This is a genomic window from Streptomyces sp. NPDC020490, assembly GCF_044335305.1.
Taxonomy (GTDB): domain Bacteria; phylum Actinomycetota; class Actinomycetes; order Streptomycetales; family Streptomycetaceae; genus Streptomyces.
The window spans coordinates 151,127-172,098 of sequence record NZ_JBIRUY010000015.1 but is presented as its reverse complement, the minus strand read 5'-3'; the positions used below and the strand labels follow the sequence as shown (position 1 = coordinate 172,098).

General features: G+C 71.8%; 20 protein-coding genes. 9 read left to right on the top strand and 11 right to left on the bottom strand.

The genetic code is table 11. The features are described 5' to 3' along the window. The first annotated feature begins 75 nt into the window (after positions 1–75). Positions 76–1,413, top strand: coding sequence for a 6-phospho-beta-glucosidase (locus tag ACH4ZX_RS18155; RefSeq protein ID WP_398273218.1), 1,338 nt, complete (start codon positions 76–78; stop codon positions 1,411–1,413). A gap of 111 nt (positions 1,414–1,524) precedes the next feature. After that, a complete protein-coding gene (locus tag ACH4ZX_RS18150; RefSeq protein ID WP_398273216.1) occupies positions 1,525–4,572 on the top strand; it encodes an alpha-mannosidase in 3,048 nt (1,015 codons plus the stop codon). 210 nt (positions 4,573–4,782) lie between these two features. Here ACH4ZX_RS18150 and ACH4ZX_RS18145 read toward each other — a convergent pair whose 3' ends face one another. The 4 genes from ACH4ZX_RS18145 to ACH4ZX_RS18130 form a co-directional block, all read right to left on the bottom strand. Then, positions 4,783–6,465 carry a carbohydrate binding domain-containing protein gene (locus ACH4ZX_RS18145; RefSeq protein ID WP_398273214.1) on the bottom strand — a complete coding sequence of 561 codons (1,683 nt, stop codon included), beginning with the start codon at positions 6,463–6,465 and terminating at the stop codon, positions 4,783–4,785. A 185-nt stretch (positions 6,466–6,650) separates the two neighbouring features. Then, positions 6,651–7,058 (bottom strand): hypothetical protein, encoded by a 408-nt coding sequence (locus ACH4ZX_RS18140; protein ID WP_398273212.1) that lies wholly within the window; start codon positions 7,056–7,058, stop codon positions 6,651–6,653. Positions 7,059–7,197: 139 nt separating this feature from the next. Continuing rightward, complete coding sequence (locus ACH4ZX_RS18135; protein ID WP_398273210.1) at positions 7,198–7,848, bottom strand: CatB-related O-acetyltransferase; 651 nt, start codon at positions 7,846–7,848, stop codon at positions 7,198–7,200. Between the two features lie 253 nt (positions 7,849–8,101). Beyond that, positions 8,102–9,292 carry an ATP-grasp domain-containing protein gene (locus ACH4ZX_RS18130; RefSeq protein ID WP_398273208.1) on the bottom strand — a complete coding sequence of 397 codons (1,191 nt, stop codon included), beginning with the start codon at positions 9,290–9,292 and terminating at the stop codon, positions 8,102–8,104. A gap of 365 nt (positions 9,293–9,657) precedes the next feature. On the opposite strand from ACH4ZX_RS18130, the gene ACH4ZX_RS18125 reads away from it, so the two are divergent. Both ACH4ZX_RS18125 and ACH4ZX_RS18120 read left to right on the top strand, forming a co-directional pair. Next, positions 9,658–10,518 carry a metallophosphoesterase family protein gene (locus ACH4ZX_RS18125; RefSeq protein ID WP_398273206.1) on the top strand — a complete coding sequence of 287 codons (861 nt, stop codon included), beginning with the start codon at positions 9,658–9,660 and terminating at the stop codon, positions 10,516–10,518. After that, on the top strand, positions 10,515–11,198 hold the full coding sequence (locus tag ACH4ZX_RS18120) for a 4'-phosphopantetheinyl transferase (RefSeq protein ID WP_398273204.1): 684 nt from the start codon (positions 10,515–10,517) through the stop codon (positions 11,196–11,198). Before ACH4ZX_RS18125 ends, ACH4ZX_RS18120 begins: the two co-directional genes overlap by 4 nt. Positions 11,199–11,259: 61 nt before the next feature. Here ACH4ZX_RS18120 and ACH4ZX_RS18115 read toward each other — a convergent pair whose 3' ends face one another. The 5 genes from ACH4ZX_RS18115 to ACH4ZX_RS18095 form a co-directional block, all read right to left on the bottom strand. Beyond that, on the bottom strand, positions 11,260–11,466 hold the full coding sequence (locus ACH4ZX_RS18115) for a hypothetical protein (RefSeq protein ID WP_398273202.1): 207 nt from the start codon (positions 11,464–11,466) through the stop codon (positions 11,260–11,262). Between the two features lie 14 nt (positions 11,467–11,480). Then, on the bottom strand, positions 11,481–11,792 hold the full coding sequence (locus ACH4ZX_RS18110; protein WP_398273200.1) for a hypothetical protein: 312 nt from the start codon (positions 11,790–11,792) through the stop codon (positions 11,481–11,483). 833 nt (positions 11,793–12,625) lie between these two features. Then, positions 12,626–12,853 (bottom strand): hypothetical protein, encoded by a 228-nt coding sequence (locus ACH4ZX_RS18105; protein ID WP_398273198.1) that lies wholly within the window; start codon positions 12,851–12,853, stop codon positions 12,626–12,628. A gap of 132 nt (positions 12,854–12,985) precedes the next feature. After that, complete coding sequence (locus ACH4ZX_RS18100) at positions 12,986–13,516, bottom strand: toxin-antitoxin system, toxin component (RefSeq protein ID WP_360752978.1); 531 nt, start codon at positions 13,514–13,516, stop codon at positions 12,986–12,988. A 32-nt stretch (positions 13,517–13,548) separates the two neighbouring features. Then, positions 13,549–14,199 carry a helix-turn-helix domain-containing protein gene (locus ACH4ZX_RS18095; protein WP_398273196.1) on the bottom strand — a complete coding sequence of 217 codons (651 nt, stop codon included), beginning with the start codon at positions 14,197–14,199 and terminating at the stop codon, positions 13,549–13,551. A gap of 233 nt (positions 14,200–14,432) precedes the next feature. Between ACH4ZX_RS18095 and ACH4ZX_RS18090 the strand changes: the two genes are divergently transcribed. Further along, entirely contained in the window at positions 14,433–15,095 is a 663-nt protein-coding gene (locus ACH4ZX_RS18090) for a hypothetical protein (RefSeq protein WP_398273194.1), read from the top strand. Positions 15,096–15,293: 198 nt separating this feature from the next. On the opposite strand, the gene ACH4ZX_RS18085 is transcribed toward ACH4ZX_RS18090, so the two are convergent. Both ACH4ZX_RS18085 and ACH4ZX_RS18080 read right to left on the bottom strand, forming a co-directional pair. Continuing rightward, entirely contained in the window at positions 15,294–16,085 is a 792-nt protein-coding gene (locus ACH4ZX_RS18085; RefSeq protein ID WP_398273192.1) for a cache domain-containing protein, read from the bottom strand. Positions 16,086–16,124: 39 nt separating this feature from the next. After that, positions 16,125–16,871, bottom strand: a complete 747-nt coding sequence (locus tag ACH4ZX_RS18080; protein ID WP_398273190.1) for a FadR/GntR family transcriptional regulator — start codon at positions 16,869–16,871, stop codon at positions 16,125–16,127. A gap of 112 nt (positions 16,872–16,983) precedes the next feature. On the opposite strand from ACH4ZX_RS18080, the gene ACH4ZX_RS18075 reads away from it, so the two are divergent. The 4 genes from ACH4ZX_RS18075 to ACH4ZX_RS18060 are packed head-to-tail and all read left to right on the top strand — an operon-like array spanning position 16,984 to position 20,955. Beyond that, entirely contained in the window at positions 16,984–18,015 is a 1,032-nt protein-coding gene (locus tag ACH4ZX_RS18075) for an ABC transporter ATP-binding protein (RefSeq protein ID WP_398273188.1), read from the top strand. A gap of 11 nt (positions 18,016–18,026) precedes the next feature. Then, on the top strand, positions 18,027–19,235 hold the full coding sequence (locus tag ACH4ZX_RS18070) for an ABC transporter substrate-binding protein (RefSeq protein ID WP_398273186.1): 1,209 nt from the start codon (positions 18,027–18,029) through the stop codon (positions 19,233–19,235). Positions 19,236–19,239: 4 nt separating this feature from the next. Continuing rightward, the gene (locus ACH4ZX_RS18065; protein ID WP_351894762.1) at positions 19,240–20,130 is read left to right on the top strand and encodes an ABC transporter permease; all 891 of its coding nucleotides are present in this window, start codon (positions 19,240–19,242) and stop codon (positions 20,128–20,130) included. 9 nt (positions 20,131–20,139) lie between these two features. Beyond that, positions 20,140–20,955: an ABC transporter permease gene (locus ACH4ZX_RS18060; protein ID WP_398273184.1), complete on the top strand. Its 816-nt coding sequence runs from the start codon at positions 20,140–20,142 to the stop codon at positions 20,953–20,955. Positions 20,956–20,972: the final 17 nt, after the last annotated feature.

Sequence of the window (20,972 nt, the reverse complement as noted above, 5' to 3'; positions counted from 1 at the left end):
CCGGCCGCCCCGCCGGCCCGTTCCTCCCCGCGGGAGGCGGGCCGGCGCGGCGGTCCCGGCGGGAAAGGTGCAGGAGTGAGGCTGACGATTCTGGGCGGCGGCGGGTTCCGGGTGCCGCTGGTGTACGGGGCGCTGCTCGGGGACCGCGCGCCGGGGCGGGTGACCCGGGTCGTGCTGCACGACCTGGACGCCGGGCGGCTGGCCGCGGTCACCCGGGTCCTCGCCGAGCAGGCCGCCGCCGTGCCCGACGCCCCCGAGGTGAGTGCCACCACCGACCTCGACGAGGCCCTGCGCGGCGCCGACTTCGTGTTCTCGGCGATCCGGGTCGGCGGCCTGCGGGGCCGGGCGGAGGACGAGCGGGTGGCGCTGGCGCAGGGCGTCCTCGGCCAGGAGACGGTCGGCGCGGGCGGCATCGCCTACGGGCTGCGCACGGTCCCGGTCGCCGTCGACATCGCCCGGCGCGTCGCCCGGCTCGCCCCCGACGCCTGGGTCATCAACTTCACCAACCCGGCGGGCCTGGTCACCGAGGCCATGTCGCGGCACCTCGGCGACCGCGTCATCGGCATCTGCGACTCGCCGGTCGGCCTGGGCCGCCGGATCGCCCGCGTGCTGGGCGCCGACCCGAAGGAGGCGTGGATCGACTACGTCGGCCTCAACCACCTCGGCTGGGTCCGCGGCCTGCGGGTGGCCGGCCGCGACGAACTCCCGCGGCTGCTCGCCGACCCCGGCCTGCTGGGCTCCTTCGAGGAGGGCCGGCTGTTCGGCGCGGACTGGCTGCGCTCCCTGGGCGCCGTCCCCAACGAATACCTGCACTACTACTACTTCAACCGCGAGACCGTACGCGCCTACCAGCAGGCGGAGCAGACCCGCGGCGCCTTCCTGCGCGACCAGCAGGCCCGCTTCTACGAGGAGGCCGGCCGCCCGGACGGGTCGGCGCTGGAGGCCTGGGAACGCACCCGCGCCGAGCGCGAGGAGACGTACATGGCGGAGAACCGGGAGGCCGCCGGCGCCGGTGAGCGCGAGGCCGACGACCTCTCCGGCGGCTACGAGAAGGTCGCCCTGGCCCTGATGCGGGCCATCGCCCGCGACGAGCGCGCCACCCTGATCCTCAACGTCCGCAACCGCGCCACCCTGTCGGCGCTGGACTCCGAGGCCGTCATCGAGGTGCCCTGCCTGGTCGACGCCAACGGCGCGCACCCGGTCGCCGTCGACCCGCTGCCCGGCCACGCGACGGGACTGGTGTGCGCGGTGAAGGCGGTCGAGCGCGAGGTGCTCGCCGCGGCCGGGTCCGGCTCGCGGGGGACGGCGGTGAAGGCGTTCGCGCTGCACCCGCTGGTCGACTCGGTGACCGTGGCCCGGCGGCTGGTCGACGGCTACACCGCGGCGCATCCGGAACTGGCGTACCTCAAGTAGGCTCCCGTCGGGAAAGCGCTTTCCCGGCCGGCTCCCCACCGGCTGCCCATCGGTTCACCATCGGCTCTCAACCGGCTTCCGCTCGGCTCCCTGGCTTCCTGGAGACCCTTCATGCACGACGAACGCCGCCGGATCGAGGAGCGCGCGCAGCGCCTCCACACCCAGCGCATCAAGCCCGCGGTCTACGCGGCCACCGTCCCCCTCGCGGTCGAGGCCTGGCAGGCGCCGGGCGAGCCGGTCCCGTTCGACCGGGCCGCGGCCGCCGCCTACGAGCCCTTCGCCATGGACACCCCCTGGGGGCCGCCCTGGGGCACCACCTGGTTCCGGATGCGCGGACAGGTGCCCGCCGAGTGGGCCGGACGGCGCGTCGAGGCCGTCATCGACCTCGGCTTCGTCGGCGGCTGGCCGGGCAACCAGGCCGAGGCCCTGGTCCACCTCGCCGACGGCACGCCGCTGAAGGCGGTCAACCCGCTCAACCAGTACGTGCCCGTCGCCGCCCCCGCGGCGGGCGGCGAGGAGGTCCACTACCTCGTCGAGGCCGCCTCCAACCCCGACATCCTGGCCGACGACTTCGCCCGCCCGACCCCGCTCGGCGACGTCCTCACCGCGGGCGACCGGCCCCTCTACACCTTCCGCAGCGCCGACCTGGCGGTGCTCGACGAGCAGGTCTGGCACCTCGACCTCGACCTGCAGGTGCTGCGCGAGCTGATGGCGGAGCTCGCCGAGCACGACCCGCGCCGCCACGAGATCCTGCACGCCCTCGACCGCGCCCTCGACCTGCTGGACCTCGACGACGTCGCCGGCTCGGCCACCGCCGTGCGCGAGGCGCTACGGCCGGTGCTCGCCAAGCCCGCGCACGCCAGCGCGCACGTGATCTCCGGCGTCGGCCACGCGCACATCGACTCCGCCTGGCTGTGGCCGATCCGCGAGACCAAGCGCAAGACCGCCCGCACCTTCTCCAACGTCACCTCCCTGGCCGAGGAGTACGAGGAGTTCGTCTTCGCCTGCTCGCAGGCCCAGCAGTACGCGTGGGTGCGCGACAACCACCCGCAGGTGTGGGAGCGGATCAGGAAGTCGGTCGAGAAGGGCCAGTGGGCGCCCGTCGGCGGCATGTGGGTGGAGGCCGACGGCAACCTGCCCGGCGGCGAGGCCATCGCCCGCCAGCTCGTCCACGGCAAGCGGTTCTTCCTCGAACACTTCGGCATCGAGACCAAGGGGGTCTGGCTGCCCGACTCCTTCGGCTACACCGCGGCCTACCCGCAGCTCGCCAAGCTCGCCGGCAACGAGTGGTTCCTCACCCAGAAGATCTCCTGGAACCAGACCAACAAGTTCCCCCACCACACCTTCTGGTGGGAGGGCATCGACGGCACCCGCATCTTCACCCACTTCCCGCCCATCGACACCTACAACGCCCGCTTCAGCGGCGAGGAGATGTCCCGCGCGGTGCGCAACTACGCCGAGAAGGGCGGCGCCAGTCGTTCCCTGGCCCCGTTCGGCTGGGGCGACGGCGGCGGCGGACCCACCCGCGAGATCATGGAACGGGCGCGCCGGCTCCGGGACCTGGAGGGATCGCCCCGGGTCGAGATCGAACACCCCGACGCCTTCTTCGCCAAGGCCCGCGAGGAGTACCCGGACGCGCCGGTGTGGGTCGGCGAGCTGTACCTGGAGCTGCACCGGGCCACCTACACCTCCCAGGCCCGCACCAAGCAGGGCAACCGGCGCTCCGAACACCTGCTGCGCGAGGCCGAGTTGTGGGCGACGACGGCCGCGCTCCACGCGCCGGGCTACGCCTACCCGTACGAGCGGCTGGACCGGCTGTGGAAGACGGTGCTGCTGCACCAGTTCCACGACATCCTGCCGGGCTCATCCATCGCCTGGGTGCACCGCGAGGCGGAGGCCGAATACGCCCGTGTGGCGGAGGAGTTGCAGGAACTGGCCGGCGAGGCGGTGGCCGCGCTGGGCGGCGGCGGAGCGCGGGCGTTCAACACCAGCCCCTACGACCGGGCCGAGGTCGTCCGCACGGCCGGCGGAGTCCCGGCGTACGTCGAGGTGCCGGCGAACGGCAGCGCGCCGCTCGCCGTCGCCGAGCCGCCGCGGCCGGTGACGGTGGACGGCCGCGTCCTCGACAACGGCCTGGTCCGCGTGGAGGTGGCCGAGGACGGCACCCTGGCCTCCGTGTTCGACCTGCGCGCCCACCGCGAGGTGCTGGCCGGCCCGGGCAACCTGCTGCGCCTGCACACCGACCTGCCCAACTACTGGGACGCCTGGGACATCGACAAGCACTACCGCAACCGGTACACCGACCTGCTGGACGCCACCAGCGTCGAGGTCGTCGAGCAGGACCCGCTGCTCGCCTCGATCCGGGTCTCCCGGTCCTTCGGCAAGGGCTCCACGATCGTCCAGACGATCACGCTGCGCGCCGGCAGCCCCCGCGTCGACTTCGAGACCGACCTCGACTGGCACGAGGCCGAGAAGATCCTCAAGGCGGGCTTCCCGGTCGACATCCGCGCCGCGCACGCCTCGGCGGAGATCCAGTTCGGCCACGTCCAGCGCCCCACCCACGTCAACACCAGCTGGGAGGCGGCCCGTTTCGAGGTCTCCGGCCACCGCTGGGTGCACCTCGCCGAGCCCGGCTACGGCGTCGCGGTCCTCAACGACTCGACGTACGGCCACGACGTCACCCGCACCGTCCGCGAGGACGGCGGCACGACGACCACGGTCGGCCTCAGCCTGGTGCGCGCCCCGCGCGTGCCGGACCCGGGGGCCGACCAGGGCCGCCACCGCTTCACCTACTCCCTGCTGCCCGGCGCGGACATCGAGGACGCGGTCGCCGAGGGCTACGCCCTCAACCTCCCGCTGCGGGTGGCCGACGCGGCGGGCGCGCCCGAACCGGTCGTCTCCGTGCGGGGCGACGGCGTGACCGTCGAGGCGGTGAAGCTCGCCGACGACGCCTCCGGCGACGTCGTGGTACGGCTCTACGAGTGCCGCGGCGGCCGCGTCCGGGGCGTGCTGCGCACCGGCTTCCCGCTCGCCGGCGCCCAGATCACCGATCTGCTGGAACGGCCGCTGGAGGAGGTGCCCGTCGACGACGGCGTCCCCGTCGCGCTGCGCCCCTTCCAGATCCTGACCCTGCGCCTGCGGCGCGCCGCAGCGGGCTGACGGGCGGCCGACCCTGACGGGCGGCCGACCCTGACGGGCGGCCGACTCTGACGGGCGGCCGACTCTGACGGGCGGGCCCCGGTTCACCGGGCCCGCCCGTGCGCCGCTCCCCGCGTGCCGTCCCGTGGCACCACGGTAGGGCCCCCGCGGCGGTCGTGATTCCTCCCGCCGCGGGGGCCCGGCGCCGGCGCTTCCGCGGGCCGGCGGGGCTCAGCCGGTGAAGCCGGCCGTGATCGAGGTGAACTGCCAGGTGTCCTGGCTGATGCCGGAGCAGTTGCTCACCACGCCGCCGCCCGGGCACGGCCGGTCACGGTTGACCGACCAGAACGCGAGCCGCGCGATGTGGTGGCTGTTGGCCCAGTCCCGTACTTGCGTCCAGATCGCCGGAGTGGTGTTCTCCTGCTGGTCGGACAGGCCGTTCATGCCGGAGATGCCGATGTGCGAGTAGGCGGTGGCGTCGTCCCAGCCGAACGTCGACTTGAGCTTCGCCTTCAGGCCCTCGGCCGCGTTCACCGTGTTGCCGTACATGTCGGAGCCGCCGCCGAAGTCGAACGGCATGATGGTGAAGACGTCGATGTTCGCGCCGAGCGACTGCGCCTGCTCGATGAGCCGGTTGCCGTAGTACGTCGGGCCGGTGGTCGAGGTGCCGAACGTGACGATCGTCCTCAGACCGGGGTTGTTGGCCTTGACGGTCTTCAGCGCGGTCAGGATCTTCGCCTGCACGGCCTCGTTCTCGAACTCGTCCGTGTTCTCGATGTCCATGTCGATCGCCTTGAGCGAGTAGGCGTCGATCACCTTCTGCAGGGCCCCGGCGAGCGCGCTCGCGGAGGAGCAGTTGGCGCCGAGCTTGCTGCCCTGCCAGCCGCCGAACGACGGGATGATGTCACCGCCGGCGGAGCGGATGGCGTTGATGGCGCTCTGGTCGACGCCGCCGGTCAGCGGCCGGCTGCCGTCCCACGAGGGCGTGCAGCCGGCGGAGTCCAGCACGAACGCCATCGTGAACCACTTGACGCCGGTCGCGCTCATCACCGTGCTCGGGCTCGGCGGGTCGCCCCAGCCCTCGTAGAGGTAGGGCGCGGCCTGCTTGAAGGAGGTGCCGGTGCCGGTGCCCGCGTCGGTCGTCACGGACACGGAGTTGGACGCCCCGGAGCTGTTCCCGGCCGCGTCCCGGGCCTTCACGGTGAAGGTGTAGGCGGTGCTCGGCGACAGCCCGCTGACCGTGGCGCTGGTGCCGGAGACGCTGAGCACGCTGTTGGAGCCGCTGTAGACGTCGTACGCCGTGACGCCGACGTTGTCCGTCGAGGCGTTCCACGACAGCGACACGCTGGACGACGTCTTGCCGGTGGAGGTCAGCCCCGTGGGCGCGGTCGGCGCCTGGGTGTCGGAGCTGCCGCCGCCGGGCCCGTCGAGGCTGATGTCGTCGGCGTAGTAGGTGCCCTGGGCGTACCAGCCGTGGACGTAGATGGTGGCGCTCGTCTGCGAGGCGCCGGTCGTGAAGGACACCGACAGCTGGCTGTACGCCGACGGCGAGGTCGTCCAGGTGGAGGCGCCGCCGTTCACGCCGAGGTAGACGTAGGAGCCGCGCACCCAGCCGCTGAGGCTGTACGTCGTGTTCGGCTGCACCGCGACGGTCTGGCTGCACTGCGCGTCGTCGCTCGAAGTCACCGCTCCCTGAAGGGCCTTGGAGCCGCTGTGCACGGGGGAGGAGACGACCGAGCCGAGGTTGCCGGTGCAGGTCCAGGGGGAGAGGCCGCCCGACTCGAAGCCGGGGTTGGTGAGGATGTTGGCCGCTTGGGCCGTGCCGGGGAGGGCGATGGCGCCGGCGAGCGCGAGGGCCGCGGAGCCGAGCAGGGCGAGAAGCCGACGTCTGTGACGTCCGAGTGTGTTGCGCACGCGATCTCCCTGGGGAGTGGGGGTTGTTCGGGAGTGCACGGGTGTGCGGGAAAGCAGGGAAGTGCGAAGGTGCGCAACCAAAGTTGGTATGGACCAATCATGGTGTCAAGATGCTGCGCCATGATTGGTCCAGACCGGTATGAAGATGTGGCCCGGCGGCAGAAGTCGCCGGCCGGGCAGCGGGGTCAGCATCCGGGGCCGACAGGCGGAGACGATGTCAGGGCGATCGCGGCGTTCCGCAGCCGGGCCGCCCACGTCTGCTGGTCGAGCCCCAACGTGTACTCGATGCAGCAATCGCAGTGCGGGATCAGCGCCACGAACGATCGCTCCGCAGCGGTCTCGGCCTCCGTCTCCCACCGGTCGTCCGTCGCCAGGTCGGCAGGGGTCAGCTCCCCGTCGATGAGTCTCGCCGCCAGCCGGCGCAGAGCGTGGCGCCGTGCCGGGGCCCGGTCCGGCAACCCGGTCCCGGACTCGGCGAGTGCCTGCTCGAACGCGTCGCGGACATCGCGGGTGTCCGCGTTGCGAGGCAGGCCGGCGAGCTCGCGCAACGTCGGGGTGTCCAGTCCGGCTGCGAGCGCCTCGGCGGCGATCATCGGCAGATCCTCCGGGCGTATCTCCCCCGCCTGGTAACGGCACGCCACCTCACCCAGAGATGCGAGCCCACTCCGCCCAGAAGTCTCCGGCTCCCGTGAGGGCGTCGATGCGCCGGCGGGGGCAACTCCCGCAGCGGGGTCACGCATCCGGGGTGTCCGGGGCGGCGGCCTCCAGGTCGGCGATGCTGCCCGACATGATCGTCCGCACGTGGTCGGTGATGTGCTCCGCGGGCCAGTCCCACCAGGCCACGGCAAGCAGCCGAGCGACGTCCTCTTCGCTGTACCGGGTGCGGATGAGCCGTGCCGGGTTGCCGCCGACGATCCCGTAGTCGGGTACGTCCGCGGTGACCACGGCGCCGGAGCCGATGATCGCTCCGTGTCCGATCCGCACGCCGGGCATCACCGTCGTGCCGTGGCCGAACCAGACGTCGTTGCCGACGACGGTGTCCCCTCGGCCGGGCAGGCCGGTGAGCAGGTCGAAGTGTTCCGCCCACGAGCCGCCCATGGTGGGGAAGGGGAAGGTGGAGGGGCCGTCCATACGGTGGTTGGCACCGTTCATGATGAAGCGCACCCCCGTACCCAGCGCGCAGAACCTGCCGATGATCAGCTTCTCCGGCCCGTAGTGGTAGAGCACGTTGCGGGTCTCGAAGGCGGTCGGGTCGTCCGGGTCGTCGTAATAGGAGTACTCCCCGACCTCGATCAGCGGGGACTTCACCAGTGGTCTGAGCAGCACCACCCTCGGCTGCTCGGGCATCGGATGGAGGATCGTGGGGTCGGCGGGCACAGGCATGGGGAGTGATCTCTCATCGGTGGCGGTCCGTGTCCGCTCCATGGTCGCGGCAGCGCGCCGTCCAGGCACACCCATTTTCCGCCCCCGCCGATTCACACCTGCCACCCGTGGGGCGTTGTCCGGGGCCGGCAGCGGGCGCAGCCCCACGGGAAGGCGAGATCGCGTCTCCCCGCGGGGCCGGCCGTGCGTCCCGGGGACAGCGTCCGACGAGCAGCCGCCTGCCGTGAGCGGTCAGCCGGGCGTGACGGTGGGCCTAGGCAGGTGCGGTGGCGCGGCTGCCGGTCTCGGTGACGACCGCCTCCGCCGTGGCCGCGGTGTCCAGGGTGCTCGCGGTGTCCAGGGTGCTCGCGGTGTCCGCCGCCGGGACGGGGGCGGCGGGCAGCAGCGGCTCCGTGTCCTCCGCGCGCTGCTGCGGGAGCGACACCGCGCGCAGCGGACGCGGCGCCGACACCACCGTGTAGTCCTGGCCCAGGAACGGCGGCGCCATCTCGCCCGGGTCCTCACCGAGCGCCAACTGCACAGCCGCCCAAGGGGCGTTGACGCCGCACAGCGACAGCTGGTGCAGGCCGCCGGCCGGGCGGGTGTTGACGTCCATCAGCACCGGCCGGTCGCCGTACATCCGGAACTGGATGTTCGACAGGTAGTGCAGCCCGAAGCCCTCGGCGATGCGCCGCGCCGGCTCCAGCCACTGCTCGTGCAGCGTGAACCCGCGCCGACGGCCGTTCTTCGTGCGGCCCACCGCCAGCCGGACCCGGTTGTCGGGGCCGGTGAGGCAGTCCACCGACACCTCCGGCTGCTCCAGGCGCGGCATCACCAGCCAGTCCACCGGCTCCTCGGCCCGCTCCAGCGCCTCGACGACCAGGTCGAGCGGCACGTACGGGCTCGGGAAGCCGTTCAGGTGCGCCAGCGCGAAGGGGGAGCGGGTGACGACGCGGAAGCCGACCCCGCCCGCGCCGGACGCCGGCTTGAAGCACGCCTTGTGGCCGCCCGCCTCCAACTCGTCGACGGCAGCCACCAGTTCGTCCGCCGTGCGGACCCGCCACCACTGCGGCACGGGCACGCCGATCGCCTGGACCGCCTCGTAGGCGATCACCTTGTCCTCGAAGACGGCCACCGCCTGGGGCGGCGGCGCCAGCAGCGCCGTGCCGACGGCCTCGAACTCGGCGCGGTGTTCGACGATCGCCGCCTGCTGCAGCCGGGGCACGAACACGTCGATGCCGCGACGCCGGCACTGGGCGAGGGCGTACTCGACGTAGGCGGCCGGGGACAGGCCCTCCGGCTCCAGTTCGGCGGTGTCGGCGGCGGCCAGCACGGGAGAGTCCGCGTCCCCGTGCGTCGCATGGATCTCGACCGCGCGGTCGCTGGGATTTCTCCGCAGCTGATCCATGAAGAACACGTTCTCCGCGTACGTGCGGTTGAGCCAGACGCGTACGCGAGAGACCATGCAGGCCGCCTTTCACGGTGAACGGGCAGGGCGAAGCAGGCCCGTGCCCGGGCAGGGTGGTTGGAGGGTCACCAAACCGCCCCTGAAAGAAGGGAAAGGGCAGTGGTGTCGGGGCGATCATACGGCTTCGCGAGGGCCCGGCGTGCAACGTGCGTGTTACGGATTCCCCGACCGGGCCCACCCGGCCGGCCCCACCGGCCGGGCGTTCCGTCCGGGCGTTCCGGGACACGCCCCCGTGGCCTGTCGAGGCACCTTGTCCGGCAGCCGGGAATGTGTTGTCGTGGTGGCGGTCGCCCGCGCGGAGGCGTGCGGCCCTCAGGCAGGTCCGTACGTGGGCGCTCGGGCGAGCGCGGAGGGGGCGACAGGTGACGTCGACGGCCGGTGGTGCCGGACAACTGCTGGCCATCAGCGACCTGCACATCGGCTACGCCGAGAACCGTGCCCTGGTCGAGGCGATGCGCCCCGAGTCGGACGAGGACTGGCTGCTCGTCGCCGGTGACGTCTCCGAGATCGTCTCCGACATCCGCTGGGCCCTGAAGACGCTCGCGAGCCGCTTCGCCAAGGTCGTCTGGGTACCCGGCAACCACGAGCTGTGGACCCACCCGAAGGACCCCGTCACCGCGCGCGGAGTCGCCCGCTACGAGCACCTGGTCACCCTGTGCCGCGAACTCGGCGTCGTCACCCCCGAGGACCCGTACCCCGTCTGGGAAGGTCCCGGCGGCCCGGTGGCCGTCGCCCCGCTGTTCCTGCTGTACGACTACTCGTGGCTGCCCGCCGGATGCGTCACCAAGGCTCAGGGACTGGAGTACGCGCACGGCACCGGCATCGTGTGCAACGACGAGTACCTGCTGCACCCCGACCCCTACCCGAGCCGCGAGGCCTGGTGCCGGGCCCGGATCGCCGAGACCGAGCGCCGGCTCGCCGAGCTGCCCGCGGACCTGCCCACCGTCCTCGTCAACCACTATCCGCTGCACCGGCACCCCACCGAGATCCTGTGGCACCCCGAATTCGCCATGTGGTGCGGCACCGCGGCGACCGCGGACTGGCACCGCCGCTTCCGCGTCGAGACCATGGTCTACGGCCATCTCCACATTCCGCGGACCACCTGGCACGAGGACGTCCGCTTCGAGGAGGTGTCCGTCGGCTACCCGCGTGAGTGGCGCAAGCGGCAGCAGCCGCCGGGGCGGCTGCGCCGCATCCTGCCGAAGGAGGTCGAAGCCGGGTGATCGAGGAGCTGCTGCCGGACACGGTGGTCGTCGTGGAGGCGCACGGTGACGACGGGAGCGAGCCCGCGCCGCTGTACCCGGAGGAGGCGGCGGTGGTGGCGAAGGCCGTCGACAAGCGCCGCCGCGAGTTCGCCCTCGTGCGCTCCTGCGCCCGCCGGGCCATGGAGAAGCTCGGCGTGCCGCCGCAGCCCCTGCTGCCCGGCGAACGCGGCGCCCCGGTCTGGCCGCCCGGCGTGGCCGGCAGCATGACCCACTGCGCCGGCTACTGCGCCGCCGCACTGGTCCGCGCGGGCGACCTGGCCTCCCTCGGCATCGACGCCGAACCGCACGGCCCGCTCCCGGAGGGCGTCCTGGATGCCGTGGCCCTGCCCGCCGAGGCGGCCCGGCTGCGCCGCATGACCGCCGAACGCCCCGACGTGCACTGGGACCGGCTCCTGTTCAGCGCCAAGGAGGCCGTCTACAAGGCGTGGTTCCCCCTCACCGGGCAGTGGCTGGACTTCTCCGAGGCCGACATCGAGGTGCACACCGACCCCGGCGACCGGCTCAGCGGCGGATTCCGTGCCGCGCTCCTCGTCCCCGGCCCGCTGGTCGGCGGCGGGCGGGTCGGCCACTTCGAGGGCCGCTGGACCGTCCGGCGCGGACTGGTGGCGACGTCGGTGACGGTGCCGCACCCGGACTGACCGCCGCCCGGCGCCCTGTTCGACCAGCCCGTGGCCGGCGCACGCGGGCCGGTCGGTCTCCTCAGTGTCCGTGGCCATGGCCGTGGCCGTGACCGTCATCGTCGTCGTCGCTGACGATCGTCCACGGACGCATCAGGTCGTCGTCCTCGTGTTCGAGGATGTGGCAGTGGTGGACATAGGTCGCAGGCAGCTCGGCGCCGCTGCCCGGAATCGACGCGATCGTGGCCTTCGGCGGGACGAATTCCTGGATGATGATCCTGGTCACCATCTCCGCGTGCGCCTTCACCGTGTCCTTGTGGGACAGCGCTTCGTCCGGGGCCGGCGGAACCGGTGCATCGGGTGGGCGTCGTGGTTGGGATTGATGTACTCCCAGATCTCGGTCGAGCCCTCCTTGATGAAGTCCTGTGACGGTTCCATGAACGGCACCGCGTTGAACGTCATGGTGCTGAAGAGCTTGTGCTGGTACACGACCCATTCCCGCCGCCGGGTGCGCGGTTTCGGCCTGATGGGGGCGACCGCCGGCAGCATGAGTTTCTCGGGCGGCGTCGACCTGTCCCCTCCTCCGGACAGCGGCTTGGTGACCCGGAACTGCATGCGTGGAAGCCGTCCGGGCTGAACGACTGCAGCGGCATGCCGTCGGACTGCGGCGCCGTGTAACCGCCGTGCTGATGCACGACGTTCCACACGTTGATGTTCGGAGGAAAGGGCTGGACGCTCTTGTAGGGAGGCGGTGCGATCGGAGCGAGCTCGGGATCCCCATTGCGGATCTTGTCGATCACGAACTGGAACATGTGGGTGGTCGGCAGCTCGTTGCGCCACTTGACGACCGTCGGGTGGTCACGGGTCGCGCTGATGGTCGGGCCGAGGTAGCCCGTGCCGATCGACTGGCGAGGATCATGCGGGTCCGTGGCCCAGTAACCCCACACAGGTGACGGCCCGAGATCCCGGTGGAAGCGCCACGATCCCTGCCGCATCGTGATCTCGTGGTAGTCGGCACCCGGATAGACGGAAGGATCGGGGACGGCTGTCATCGGCCTGGGCAGCGGGTCGACGTACTTTTCCGGCGGAGGCGTGTTCGGCGCGGAGGTTTCCGAACACCCCGTCGGCGGGTGGGCCGTCGCCGCATACGCCCGAGCTCCCAGGACACTCCGCGGAAGCATGGCCGCAGCCCCCATGGCACCGGCCATGAGGAATTCCCTTCGCGCGATCATCGTCGCCGGCCGCCTTCCCTCGCCTCACCTGACGTCCAAGGGATACAGGGATGCTTCGGCCTGTTTCCGCAGCACGCACGTCCGGAAAGACCACTCAAACGCCCACTGCCTGGATGAACCGGCCTGCCGGCCGAGAGTCTTCGCGGGCCGCGAGCGTGGGCTTCACCGGCCTCGGGCCGGATCGGCTCGGACGATCGCCACCGCTTTCTCCCGGGCTCACGGCTCCGGGCACCAGCCGCGCAGCAGGCGGAAGAACTCCTCCTCGTTGCCCGTCAGTCCCGCCCGCGCCAGCGCCTGTTCGGCCTCGGCGAGCACCGACGGCGGGACGACGGGTGGCCGGCGGGAACCGGGCGGACCGTCGAGGGAGGCCCGTACCGTGTGCAGCAGCCGCAGATAGGCCTGGACTGCGGTGCGTTCGTGGTCGGTCAGAACGGCTGTGGGCATCGGTCGGCTCTTCCTGTCGGCGTCGTCGGTCGCGCACCCCCCGCGATGAAGACGAAGGGGTGCGACTCCAGCTTGCCGTCCACCACTGACAGTCGGTCCGGCCACCGGCGCGGTCCGCCCGCTCGGCGGAGATCAGGACTGGGGGCCCAGGTAGCCCAGGGACGCCTCGATCCGGCCCGCGAGGTGGTCGCGCTGCACCGGCGCCCGCAGGGACGAACCGACCAGCCAGGTACGGCATCTGCTGGCCAGGAGGAGGCCGAAGGCCTCGGCCTCCTTCTCGTCGGCCAGGTCGAAGCGGCTGCGGGCGGCCACCTTGCGGACGGTGGCCTGGAGGTCGGCCTCGTCGTCGAGGAGGCGGGCGGCGACCTTGGCGCCTTCGAGGTGGTGGCCGCAGTGGCCGGCCTTCATGTGCCACAGTTCGTGGCCGAGGATGACCAACTGGTGGTCGGGGGCGGTGCGTTCCTCGATGACCACGAGGTCCTGGTCGGCCATGTCCAGCCACAGGCCGCTGGCGGTGCCGGTGGGGAAGGCGGCCGTGCGGAAGTGGACGGGGCGGCCGCGGCGCCGGCTCATGGCGTGGCAGAGGGCGCCGTACAGGTCCGCGGGGTGCGCCGGTGCGGGGAGGTTGAGTTCCGCGACCAGTTCGCCGCACAGGCGGCGCATTTCCTTGCCGATGCCCACAGTTATCCCCCGGCTCACGACTCGGGCCGCTTGACGCTCTCCAGGAGCATGTCCAGCCACTCCGCGACCTTGTCCCGGTGCTGGTCGGTGGGCAGCTGCGCGGCCCGCCAGGCGATCCCGCGGACGCCGTGGTCCTGCAGCAGGCGCTCCAGGGGATCCTCGGAGGCCGCGGCCGCCTCCCGTTCGGCGAGCTTCTGCAGGAGTTCCTGCTCGGTGTGTTGCAGGGCACCCGCGAGGGCCTCGGGGTCCTCGGCCGTGAGGAAGCCGGCGTGCACGCGGAAGAAGCGCTGGATGGCGTCGCAGTGCTCCATGGTGGGACGCCGGTCGCCGTTGATGAGGGCGCCGGCCTGCTGGCGGGACATGCCCGCGCCGTCGGCGATCTCCTGCTGCGTGTACTTGCGGCCGTTGGGCTTCAGGCGGGTGCGCCGCAGCAGGTCCAGGCGCTGCAGGAAGCGGGCCTGGACATCGGGTTCGCCCGCGGGGCGGCCGCCGAGCAGGGCCTTGACGACCGGTTCGGGCACGCCGGAGGCGACGGACAGGCGGGCGGTGTCGAAGACCTGCGAGTGGGGCACGCCGAGCCGGTCGGCGAGCGCGGTGACGCGAGCGACGACGGCAGGCAGCGCAGCGGTCGCCGCGGTGCCCGGACTCTCGAAGCCATCCGTCACCGACCGATCTCCTACGTTTCTCACAGGCTTCTCACAAACGGTTGCCGTGAACTCGACGGAGATTACCGGTCGTTCGAACCCACATCCAGGTCTCGCCACAACTGTGGCCAATTTCAGCCGTCAACAAGCGCTCAACAGGCGTGGAATGCCACGATAGTTGACACGGCTCGTGTCGTGGCCCCAGGATCAAGGCGCCGCGTGAAGGCCGCATAGGCAAGAGGGGTGACCTCCCGATGGCATTTCAGGCAGGAGGGCAGCGGTCGGCACCGCGGCCCGTCCCCGTGAGTCTCGAGGCCCAGGCCTATCTGCAGGACTGCGCCGTCCTCCTGGAGGCCGTCCCCCACCCGTCCGTCGTGCTCGACCACCGCTGGGACGTCGTTCTGTCCAACAGCGCTTTCGCGTCACTTTTCCGTGAGGTGTCCCCGCATCCGACGGCCATGCCCGGCGACAACTTCCTCCGTTTCGTGCTGTTCCACCCGGACGCGGGCACCGTCCTCGGTGAGCACGAGTCGAGCTGGTGCCTGCCCATGCTGGCGCACTTCGCGGACGCCGTGGAACGCCACGGCCATGATCACGGCCTGCAGGCCATCCGGCGGGAGATCGCGCAGGACCCCCTCATGGAGGCCGCCTTCCGGCAGGGGCTGCCGCACTGGATCCGCGCGGTCGGCGAGCGGGCCGTCCGGCACGACGGCGCCGTACGGCCCGTGACGCACCCCGATCCGCGTTGGGGCGCCACGGACTGCCGGGTAATGGATGAGACGACGCCGACGCTGGAGGAGATGGGGTACACGCGGCTGACGCTGGTGCTGCGGGAGGCGCGGCGCGACCGGTCCCGGGGCCGCACGGCCCGCCCCACGGCCGCCCACCTGCGGGTGGTGCCGGCCCCCGAGGTCTGACGGGCACCGTCGGCGTTCAGGTCGCCGACGGCGCCTTGTCGGCACGGCGCGCCTTGTCGGCACGGCGGCCTCGGCAGGCGGTACCAGTACGGCTGTCCGCGCGCCTGCCGCCGTCAGCGCTTGTCGTGACACCGGGCGCCGTCATGGCCGGCCGCGACACCGGGAGCCGTCATCGGCCCGCCGGGTCACCGTCCACCGTCACGACGTCCGGTGCGCCGCGGTCACCAGGACGAGCGGGACGCCCCGGCACGGGACGAGCCGCAGTCCGGCGAAGCGCGCGGGGCGCGAGCGCTCCAGGACGGCGGCGAAGTCCGGTCCCTTGACGAGGGAGCCGGCCAGGTGTGCCGGGTCCGCGGACGCGGCGACCCGGCCGCGCGCGTTCACCAGGTACGCGGGTCCCGGCAGCCGGCGCAGCAGGGGCAGCACGGCCGCCTCGAAGTGGCGCAGGTACACGTCGGCCGCGGCGACGCCCACGAACCGGCCGTCCACCTCGACCGGCGCGGACAGCGTGAGGCTGTACTCGTCGGAGCAGAGGTAGTCGACGTAGGGGCCCGCCACCGCGCGGCGGCCGGTGTCACGGGGCAGGGCGAACCAGTCCCAGTGCGTGTAGTCCGAGTACGCCGACCGGCTGGGGTCCAGGTCGAGCAGCAGGGGACGTACCTGGCCGTCGGCGGTGGTCTGCCACCACTCCAGCCAGGCCGGCACGTCGCCGAGCAGACCGGGCGCGGCCACGAAACCCGCCCCGGAGACCAGTTCCTGCCGGGTCAGCCGCAGGTGCAGGCCGGGGCGGAGCGCGGCGAGGTCGGCGGTCGCGGGACGGCCGTGCCGGTCGGCCACCCGGGCCAGCAGCGCCGTCGCGTCGGCGCGGGTCTCGGCGACCGCGTCGAAGACCGCCTCCAGCGCGCCGCCGACCCGTGCCGCCACCTCTGCCTCGGTGGACGCGTCGAGCGTGGCGGCCGGCGCTCCCACGAGGCCGGGGCTGGTGATCATGGCGCCCTCCAGCGGACGAGGACCGGGCGCGGCGCGCGGCTAGAGGGACAGGCGCAGGGCGATGAGTCTCGCCGTCGACTCCAGGACGCACCGCTCGGCCAGCTCCCTGGCCGATTCGTGCGCCCCATCTTGCACGGCCGAGATTACGGACCGGTGACGGTCTGCGACTTCTTCACCATATTCGTCGTCCCCGAGCACAAGGCACAGCAGCGCCCCGATGTCGGTCTGGAGGGCCACCTGCTCCCGGGTGAGCCGGGCCGACTGCGCGGCCGCCGCCAGTTCCACATGGAAGCGGCCGTACACCCGGCTGCGCGCCGCCGCGTCCTCGGCACTGGCGAACTCATCGACGCTGCGGCGGAGTTGGGCGAGGTCGTCGGCGTCCGTGCGCTGCGCGGCGAGGCGGGCCGCGGCGCCCGACAGGGCCGCCCAGTGGTCGCCCAGGTCGCGCAGTTCCTCGGTGCTCCAGCCGCGCAGCCGGACCTTGAGGCGCTCCTCGCCGGGCAGTTCGGGCAGGGAGACGAAACTGCCGCCGCCGCGACCGCGGCGGGTGGTGACCAGGCCCTGCTGGCGCAGCGCCATCAGCGCCTCGCGCAGGGTCACCGTGGACACGCCGAGCTGCCCGGCCAGCTCGCTCTCGCCGGGCAGCTGCTCACCGTCGGCGAGCAGGCCGAGTTCTATGGCGTCGCCGAGGCGCTGGACCACGGCCTCGACGCGCGCCCGGCCCTCGACCGGCGCGAAGACGGCTCTGCGGGCGCCGCCGTCGATCGATTGCTTCACGGCCACCACCTTGTGCGTTGACTCAAGCTTTACCCTAAGGGGGCCTTGAGGTTTGAACTATGACTTCATATGTTTCACGTCAAGAGGTCAACTCACCAGAACGCCAGAAAGGTTCCCGCTCATGGAGGGACGTGCGATCCGGCTACAGGATCTGCGGAAGTCGTTCGGGGAGACGACCGCGGTGGCCGGGGTCGACCTGGAGATCCGGGACGGAGAGTTCTTCTCGATGCTCGGACCCTCCGGCTCCGGCAAGACCACGGTGCTGCGCATGATCGCCGGATTCGAGACGCCCACCGGAGGCCGGATCGAACTCGCGGGCAAGGAGGTCACCCGCCTCGCGCCCTTCGAGCGGGACGTGCACACCGTCTTCCAGGACTACGCCCTGTTCCCGCACATGACCGTGGAGCAGAACGTCGCCTACGGCCTGAAGATCCGCAAGGTGCCCAAGGCGGAACGGCTGGTGCGCGCCCGCAAGGCCCTCGTCGAGGTCCGGCTGGACGGCTTCGGCCGGCGCCGGCCCGCCCAGCTCTCCGGCGGCCAGCGCCAGCGCGTCGCCCTCGCCCGTGCCCTCGTCGGCCGCCCCAGCGTCCTGCTGCTCGACGAACCCCTCGGCGCCCTCGACCTCAAGCTGCGCGAGCAGATGCAGGTGGAGCTCAAGGCGCTGCAGCGCGAGGTCGGCATCACCTTCGTCTTCGTCACCCACGACCAGGAGGAGGCGCTGACGATGAGCGACCGCATCGCCGTCTTCCACCAGGGCCGCATCGAACAGGTGGGCACCCCCGCCGAGATATACGAGCGCCCCGCGACGGCCTTCGTCGCCTCCTTCGTCGGCACCTCCAACCTCCTGGCGGGCGAGTCCGCCCAGCGCGTCGTCGGCGCGCCCGGCACCTACAGCATCCGCCCGGAGAAGATCCGCGTGCTGAAGGAGTCCGCCGAGACCGACGAGCCGGAGCAGGCCGGCGCCACCGGCACGGTCGCCGAGGTCGTCTACCTCGGGGACGCCACCCGCTTCCTCGTCGACCTCGACGCCGGCGGACGCCTCACCGCGCTCCAGCAGAACCTCGAGACCTCCGCCGAGGACGTCGCCGCCTACCGCGGCACCCGGGTCCGCCTCCAGTGGCACCGCCGCCACACCGTCCACGTCCCCGACTGAACCCTCACCCCATGGAGTACGTCGTGCGCCTCACCCGATCCATCCGAGCAGCGGGCGCCGCCGTGCTGCTGCTCGCCGCCACCGCCTGCGGCTCCTCCGGCTCCGGCGGTTCCTCGGCCGGCGGCCTCAACCCCCCTGACCTGAAGGCGCCCTCGAAGCTCGGCAAGACCGAGGGCCAGGTCAACCTGATCGCCTGGGCCGGCTACGTCGAGGACGGATCCAACGACCCGAAGGTCGACTGGGTCAGCGACTTCGAGAAGCAGACCGGCTGCCAGGTCAACTCCAAGGTCGCGGCCAGCTCCGACGAGATGGTCAAGCTGATGAAGACCGGCGAGTACGACGCCGTCTCCGCCTCCGGCGACGCCTCCCTGCGCCTGATCGCCTCCGGGGACGCGGCCCCCGTCAACACCAAGCTCGTACCGAACTACCAGGACGTCTTCAGCGGCCTGAAGAACGGCAACTGGAACTCCGTCAAGGGCCGGATGTACGGCATCCCGCACGGCCGCGGCGCCAACCTGCTGATGTACAACACACAGAAGGTCAGCCCCGCGCCGACCTCCTGGTCCGCGGTGTTCGACGACGCGGCGAAGTACAAGGGCCACGTCACCGCCTACGACTCGCCGATCTACATCGCCGACGCGGCGCTGTACCTCAAGGCCACCAAGCCCGAGCTGAAGATCAAGGACCCGTACGCGCTGGACCAGAAGCAGTTCGACGCCGCGGTGAGCCTGCTGAAGAAGCAGAACACGAACATCGGCGAGTACTGGAGCGACTACCTCAAGGAGGTCTCCGCCTTCAAGAGCGGTGACTCCGTGGTCGGCACCACCTGGCAGGTCATCGCCAGCCTCGCCGCCGACGAGGGCGCCGAGGTCAAGGCCCTGGTGCCCGAGGAGGGTTCGACCGGCTGGTCCGACACCTGGATGGTCGCCGCCAAGGCCAAGCACCCCAACTGCGCCTACAAGTGGCTGGACTGGATCATCTCGCCCAAGGTCAACGCCCAGGTCGCCGAGTACTTCGGCGAGGCGCCCGCCAACGCCAAGGCGTGCGAGCAGACCAGCGACAAGACCTTCTGCACCACCTACCACGCCGCCGACGAGGCCTACTGGAAGAAGATCGCCTTCTGGAACACGCCCATCGAGCAGTGCCTGGACGGCCGCACCGACGTCAAGTGCGTGCCGTACGCCAAGTGGGTGCAGGCCTGGACCGAGATCAAGGGCTGACGTCATGACCGTAGAGGCGCACGCCGCCGGGCGGGGAACCGTCCGGCGGCTCGCCGGGACCCTGCACCGCCGGCCCCGGCTGCGGCTGTCCCTGCTGCTGACCGCTCCGCTGCTGTGGCTCGCGGTGCTCTACCTCGGGTCGCTGGCCGTGCTGTTCGTCTCCGCGTTCTGGACGACGGACTCCTTCACCAGCGAGGTGGTGAAGGTCTGGTCGACCGACAACTTCCAGGCGCTGTTCACCACCCCCGTCTACCGGCAGGTCGTCCTGCGCAGCGTCGGCGTCGCCGTCGCCGTCACCGCCCTGTGCGCGGTGATCGCCTTCCCGCTCGCCTTCTACACCGCCCGCATCGCCCGCCCCCGGTGGCGTCCGCTGCTCGTGGTCGCCATCCTCACCCCCCTGTGGGCGAGTTACCTGGTCAAGGTGTACGCCTGGCGGCTGATCCTGTCCCAGGGCGGGCTCGCCGACTGGATGCTGAAGCCGTTCGGGCTGAGCGGGCCGGGGTACGGGCTGCCGGCGGCGGTCATGACACTGACGTACCTGTGGCTGCCGTACATGGTGCTGCCGATCCACACCGCGCTGGAGCAGCTGCCCGCCAACCTCCTCGACGCGTCCGCCGACCTCGGCGCGCGGGCCGGGCGGACCTTCCGCTCGGTGGTGCTGCCGATGGTGCTGCCGTCGGTGGCCGCCGGGTCGATCTTCACCTTCTCGCTCAGCCTCGGCGACTACATCACCGTGCAGATCGTCGGCGGCAAGACCCAGCTGATCGGCAACCTCGTCTACTCCAACATCGAACTCAACCTGCCCATGGCCGCCGCCCTCGGCACGGTCCCCGTCGTCGTCATCGTCCTGTACCTGCTGGCGATGCGCCGCACCGGCGCGCTGAGCAGTCTCTAGGAGCCCGCCGTGCAACTCTCCCGCTCCGCGCGGATCGCCCTGCGGGTCGCCGCGGGGCTCGGCTTCGCGGTGATCTACGTGCCGCTGCTGCTGGTCCTCGTCAACTCCCTCAACCCCGACCGCAGCGCGAGCTGGCCGCCGCCGGGGCTCACCCTGCACTGGTGGTCGGTCGCCTGGGGCAACTCCGGTGCCCGGGAGGCGCTGTGGACCTCGGTGAAGGCCGGTCTGGGCGCCACCGTGATCGCCCTGGTCCTCGGCACGCTGATCGCCTTCGCCGTCGCCCGGCACCGCTTCTTCGGCCGGGACACCCTCTCGTTCGTGGTCGTCCTGCCGATCGCGCTGCCCGGCATCGTCACCGGCATCGCGCTCAACTCGGCGTTCAGCACGGTGCTCGAGCCGCTGGGGGTGGGCCTCGGCCTGTTCACCGTCGTGGTCGGGCACGCCACCTTCTGCATCGTCGTCGTCTTCAACAACGTCGTCGCCCGGCTGCGCCGCACCTCCGGCACGTACGAGGAGGCCGCGATGGACCTCGGCGCCGACACCTTCCGGGCCTTCGCCGACGTCACCTTCCCGCTGGTGCGCTCGGCGCTGTTCGCGGGCGGGCTGCTCGCCTTCGCGCTGTCCTTCGACGAGATCGTGGTGACCACCTTCACCGCCGGACCCGGCGTCCAGACCCTGCCGATCTGGATCTTCGACAACATGACCCGGCCGCAGCAGGCGCCGGTGGTGAACGTGGTGGCGGCCGTGCTGGTGCTGGTGTCCGCGGTGCCGATCTACGTGGCCCAGCGGATGTCGGCGGACACGGCGTCGGGGAGCCGGGTGTGAGGCGCGGAAGGCGCGCC

Excerpts from the sequence above, each read along its gene's own strand:
- ACH4ZX_RS18150 (WP_398273216.1), top strand. The coding sequence starts at position 1,525 with ATGCACGACGAACGCCGCCGGATCGAGGAGCGCGCGCAGCGCCTCCAC.
- ACH4ZX_RS18140 (WP_398273212.1), bottom strand. The coding sequence starts at position 7,058 with ATGATCGCCGCCGAGGCGCTCGCAGCCGGACTGGACACCCCGACGTTG.
- ACH4ZX_RS18135 (WP_398273210.1), bottom strand. The coding sequence starts at position 7,848 with ATGCCTGTGCCCGCCGACCCCACGATCCTCCATCCGATGCCCGAGCAG.
- ACH4ZX_RS18130 (WP_398273208.1), bottom strand. The coding sequence starts at position 9,292 with ATGGTCTCTCGCGTACGCGTCTGGCTCAACCGCACGTACGCGGAGAAC.
- ACH4ZX_RS18115 (WP_398273202.1), bottom strand. The coding sequence starts at position 11,466 with ATGGTGACCAGGATCATCATCCAGGAATTCGTCCCGCCGAAGGCCACG.
- ACH4ZX_RS18110 (WP_398273200.1), bottom strand. The coding sequence starts at position 11,792 with ATGCAGTTCCGGGTCACCAAGCCGCTGTCCGGAGGAGGGGACAGGTCG.
- ACH4ZX_RS18105 (WP_398273198.1), bottom strand. The coding sequence starts at position 12,853 with ATGCCCACAGCCGTTCTGACCGACCACGAACGCACCGCAGTCCAGGCC.
- ACH4ZX_RS18100 (WP_360752978.1), bottom strand. The coding sequence starts at position 13,516 with ATGCGCCGCCTGTGCGGCGAACTGGTCGCGGAACTCAACCTCCCCGCA.
- ACH4ZX_RS18090 (WP_398273194.1), top strand. The coding sequence starts at position 14,433 with ATGGCATTTCAGGCAGGAGGGCAGCGGTCGGCACCGCGGCCCGTCCCC.
- ACH4ZX_RS18085 (WP_398273192.1), bottom strand. The coding sequence starts at position 16,085 with ATGATCACCAGCCCCGGCCTCGTGGGAGCGCCGGCCGCCACGCTCGAC.
- ACH4ZX_RS18075 (WP_398273188.1), top strand. The coding sequence starts at position 16,984 with ATGGAGGGACGTGCGATCCGGCTACAGGATCTGCGGAAGTCGTTCGGG.
- ACH4ZX_RS18070 (WP_398273186.1), top strand. The coding sequence starts at position 18,027 with ATGGAGTACGTCGTGCGCCTCACCCGATCCATCCGAGCAGCGGGCGCC.
- ACH4ZX_RS18065 (WP_351894762.1), top strand. The coding sequence starts at position 19,240 with ATGACCGTAGAGGCGCACGCCGCCGGGCGGGGAACCGTCCGGCGGCTC.